This window comes from Streptosporangium sp. DT93, from assembly GCF_049844535.1.
In the GTDB taxonomy this organism is placed as follows: domain Bacteria; phylum Actinomycetota; class Actinomycetes; order Streptosporangiales; family Streptosporangiaceae; genus Streptosporangium.
In genome coordinates this window covers 1-2,900 of sequence record NZ_JBNCLF010000046.1, presented here as the reverse complement: position 1 = coordinate 2,900, position 2,900 = coordinate 1, and the positions used below count along the sequence as shown (strand labels likewise).

Below are 2,900 nucleotides of genomic sequence, written 5' to 3'. Positions count from 1 at the left end.
CCCGTGACCCGTCACCAGGTGCCGCGCCACCAGCGCACCGAGACCACCGGTGCCACCGGTCACCAGCACCGTCCCCGGAACCGGTACCCGCGGTCGTGCCTCGAGCGTGCGGCGGATGAGCCGGGGGGTCAGCATCCTGCCGTCGCGGACGCGTACCTGGGGTTCGGCGACCGCGGCAAGCGGACCCCAGTCGGTGTGGTCGTCCTCGACCTCGGCCAGGACGAACCGTCCTGGCTGCTCCGACTGCGCCGAGCGCACCAGCCCCCACACGGCCGCCCCGGCGAGGTCGCCCGCCCGGGTGACGAACGCCAGCCGGGATTCGGCCAGCCGTTCGTCCTGGATGGCCTCCAGCACCTGCGTGGTCAGCTCGCGCACGCGGGCGGGAACGCCGGGCAGGTCACTCACGCAGGGGATCACCACGGCCTCCGCCACGCCGTCCCCGGCCGGCGTCTCGACCCAGTCCACCCCGTAGGCGGCCTGGGCGGAGCCGGTCAGGCCGCCGGAGGGGACCGCCCGTACCCGGATCGAGGCGAGGGAGAGCACGGGGCGCCCCGTGGTGTCGGCGGCCTCGACGGCGCACTCGTCCGTCTCGGCGCCGGTCAGGCGGACCCGCAGCGCGTTCGCCCCGGGCCGCAGGACCCGCAGGCCGCGCAGCTCGAACGGCAGCCGCACCGTCGTGGTCTCCGCGGCGACGAGCAGCGGGTGGAAGGAGGCGTCGAGGAGGGCGGGGTGGATGCCGTACCCGGACCCGTCCACGCCCTCGGGCAGCGCCACCTCGGCGAACAACTCCTCGCCACGGCGCCACACCGCACGCAACCCCTGGAACGCCGGACCGTACTCATACCCCCGCTCCGCCAGCCGCTCGTACCCGCCCTCGACCTCCACCGGCTCCGCACCCACCGGCGGCCACTGCGCCGCCCACGCGTACGAGACACCGGCCGCAACGTCGGCGGAGGGGGTGACCGTGGCCGACACGTGGCGGGTCCAGATGGAGTCGGTGTCGTCCGAGGGGCGCGAGTACACGCGCACCGGCCGGGCTCCGGAGGCGTCGGCGCGCTCCACGACCACCTGGACCGCCGTGCCGCCGCTCGCGGGCAGTGTCAGCGGGGCCTCGAACACCAGCTCGTCGACCAGGTCGCAGCCCACCCGCCCCGCGCCTTCCAGGACCAGCTCGGCCAGCGCGGCCCCGGGCAGCACGATCGTGCCGGACACCGCGTGCCCGGCCAGCCACGGCGCGGCGACGACCGACAGCCGCCCGGCCAGCACGGCCGGGCCGTCCTCGGGCGGGTCGACGATCGCGCTGAGCAGCGGGTGGCCGGCCTCGCGCAGTCCCGCCGAGGACAGGTCGGCGGCGGGTGCGGGCGGGTCGAGCCAGAAGCGCTCGCGTTCGAAGGGGTAGGTGGGCAGGTCGGCGTGGCCGCCCGTGCCCGTCACCGCGGACCAGTCCACGTCCGCGCCGGCCGTCCAGGCGCGGGCGAGGCAGTCGGTGAGCGCGTCGGGCTCGGTACGGTCGCGCCGGTGCAGGGGAAGGATCGCGATGTCCTCGCGGGTGACGCAGTCGTGCGCCATGCCCGACAGCACCGCCCGCGGCCCCACCTCCACGAGGACGCCGGCACCCTCGTCCTCCAGGCGGGAGATCGCCGTCCGGAACAGGACGGGCCGGGTGATCTGGTCGAGCCAGTAGCGGGCGTCGCTCCAGGTTCCCTCGATGCCGGTGACGAAGGCCGTGCGGGACGGGCGGAACGTCACCCGCGCCAGCTCCGCGGCGAACGCGGGCAGCATCGGCTCCATGAGCGGGGAGTGGAAGGCGTGGCTGACGGACAGGCGCCGGGTGCGCCGGCCGCGGGAGCGCCACTGCTCGGCGACGGCCAGGCACTCCTGCTCGGCGCCGGACACGACCACGGAGGTGGGGCCGTTGACGGCGGCGATGCCGACACGCGACTCCAGCCCGGCCAGCGTCTCGGCGACCTCCCCGGCCGTCGCCTCCACCGCGACCATGGCGCCGGGTTCGCGCAGTTCCTCCATGAGCCGGCCGCGGGCGGCGATGAGGCGGGCCGCGTCCTCCAGGGACCAGACCCCGGCGGCGTGCGCGGCCGCGTACTCGCCCACCGAGTGCCCGGCGACGAGGTCGGGCCTCATCCCGTACGACCGCAGCAGCCGGAAGGCGGCCACCTCGAAGGCGAACAGCGCGGGCTGCGTGTAGGCGGTCCGGTCCAGCAGGGTCGCGGCGGGGCTGCCGGGCTCGGCCCACATCACGTCGCGCAGCGGCCTGCCGAGGTGGGGGTCGAGGGCGGCGCACACCTCCTCCAGGGCGGCGGCGAACGCGGGCGCGGAGGCCGCGAGTTCCCGGCCCATCCCGGCGCGCTGCCCGCCCTGCCCGGTGAACAGGAACGCGGTCCTCGGCAGGTCGGTGGCGACCCCTTCGACGACCGCCGTGAGATCCGGCGCTCCGGCGACGTACGCCGAGAGCGTGGCGGTGAGGGCGTCGTGGTCGGGGGCGATCACGACGGCGCGGTGGGGGAAGGCGGCGCGGTCGGCGAGCGCGCGTGCCACGTCGGCGGGGGCGGGCCGTTCGCCGGAGGTGACGGCCGCGTGCAGCCGGGCGGCCTGGGCCCGCAGGGAACGGTCGTTGCGGGCGCTGATCGGCCAGGGGATCGGGACGGGGTCGTGGCCGGGGGCCGCGGGCTCGGGAGCGGGGGCCTCCTCGACGATGACGTGGGCGTTGGTGCCGCTGATACCGAACGAGGAGACGCCCGCGCGGCGGGGCCTGGTCCCGGCCGGCCAGGCGCGGGCCCCGGTGAGCAGCTCGACCCGTCCCGCCGACCAGTCGACGTGGGGGGTGGGTTCGGTCACGTGCAACGTCTGCGGCAACACCCCGTGCCGCATCGCCTGCACCATCT

Annotated in this window: 1 protein-coding gene; it reads right to left on the bottom strand. The window is 76.4% G+C overall.

Annotation, left to right across the window (positions count from 1 at the left end; all coding sequences use genetic code 11):
- Positions 1-2,900 (bottom strand): acyltransferase domain-containing protein (locus ACLQ2R_RS39375; RefSeq protein WP_425966525.1); only part of this gene is annotated, 2,900 nt, incomplete at both ends.